8 tRNA genes and 1 rRNA gene are annotated in these 901 nt (G+C 48.9%); all 9 read right to left on the reverse strand.

The features are described from left to right. Window position 1: 1 nt before the first annotated feature. Window positions 2-89: transfer RNA gene (locus KNO91_RS15175), tRNA-Leu, on the reverse strand. Window positions 90-98: 9 nt separating this feature from the next. Next, window positions 99-173: transfer RNA gene (locus tag KNO91_RS15180), tRNA-Gly, on the reverse strand. A 15-nt stretch (window positions 174-188) separates the two neighbouring features. Then, a tRNA-Leu gene (locus KNO91_RS15185) sits at window positions 189-269 on the reverse strand. 38 nt (window positions 270-307) lie between these two features. Beyond that, window positions 308-383, reverse strand: a tRNA-Lys gene (locus tag KNO91_RS15190). Window positions 384-396: 13 nt separating this feature from the next. Further along, window positions 397-472 (reverse strand) — tRNA-His (locus tag KNO91_RS15195). A 10-nt stretch (window positions 473-482) separates the two neighbouring features. Then, window positions 483-558, reverse strand: a tRNA-Thr gene (locus KNO91_RS15200). Window positions 559-566: 8 nt separating this feature from the next. Beyond that, a tRNA-Phe gene (locus KNO91_RS15205) sits at window positions 567-642 on the reverse strand. Between the two features lie 19 nt (window positions 643-661). Next, window positions 662-737, reverse strand: a tRNA-Asp gene (locus KNO91_RS15210). Between the two features lie 75 nt (window positions 738-812). After that, window positions 813-901: ribosomal RNA gene (gene rrf, locus KNO91_RS15215) — 5S ribosomal RNA — on the reverse strand; the annotation flags it as partial.

Here is a 901-nt window from a genome sequence, read left to right on the forward strand (position 1 = left end):
ATGGTGCGGTCGAGAGGACTTGAACCTCCACGGTGTTAACCACCACTAGGCCCTCAACCTAGCGCGTCTACCGATTCCGCCACGACCGCGTATTAAGATGGAGCGGAAGACGGGATTCGAACCCGCGACCCCGACCTTGGCAAGGTCGTATTCTACCACTGAACTACTTCCGCATAAGTATTTAGAGATGCGGGTGAAGGGACTCGAACCCCCACGTCAAAGACACTAGATCCTAAGTCTAGCGCGTCTACCAATTCCGCCACACCCGCATATGAAATTACGTATTTAATAAAATATTAATGAGAAATGGTGAGCCATGCAGGGCTCGAACCTGCGACCCTCTGATTAAAAGTCAGATGCTCTACCAACTGAGCTAATGGCTCATTAAAATTTTAATGGGGCGGCTGAAGGGAATTGAACCCTCGAATGCCGGAATCACAATCCGGTGCGTTAACCACTTCGCCACAACCGCCATGAAAAAATGGTGCCGGCGAAAGGATTCGAACCCTCGACCCTCTGATTACAAGTCAGATGCTCTACCAACTGAGCTACACCGGCGCGTTATATGGTGGCTTTGGACGGAATCGAACCGCCGACACAAGGATTTTCAGTCCTTTGCTCTACCAACTGAGCTACAAAGCCATAAGTATTAAATTAAAAATGGCGGTCCCGACGGGATTCGAACCCGCGATCTTCTGCGTGACAGGCAGACATGTTAACCCCTACACCACGGGACCGTTTTAAGTCATATCGACTTTACCTATTTTAAAGGTCATTTTATGTAAAGTCAATAACTTTTTTAAAAAAATAAAGCCTGGCAACGTCCTATCCTCACAGGGGGAGATCCCCCAACTACTTTCGGCGCTGAGACGCTTAACTTCCGTGTTCGGCATGGGAACGG

The sequence above is a fragment of the Exiguobacterium sp. s59 genome (assembly GCF_018617475.1).
Taxonomy (GTDB): Bacteria; Bacillota; Bacilli; order Exiguobacteriales; family Exiguobacteriaceae; genus Exiguobacterium; species Exiguobacterium aestuarii.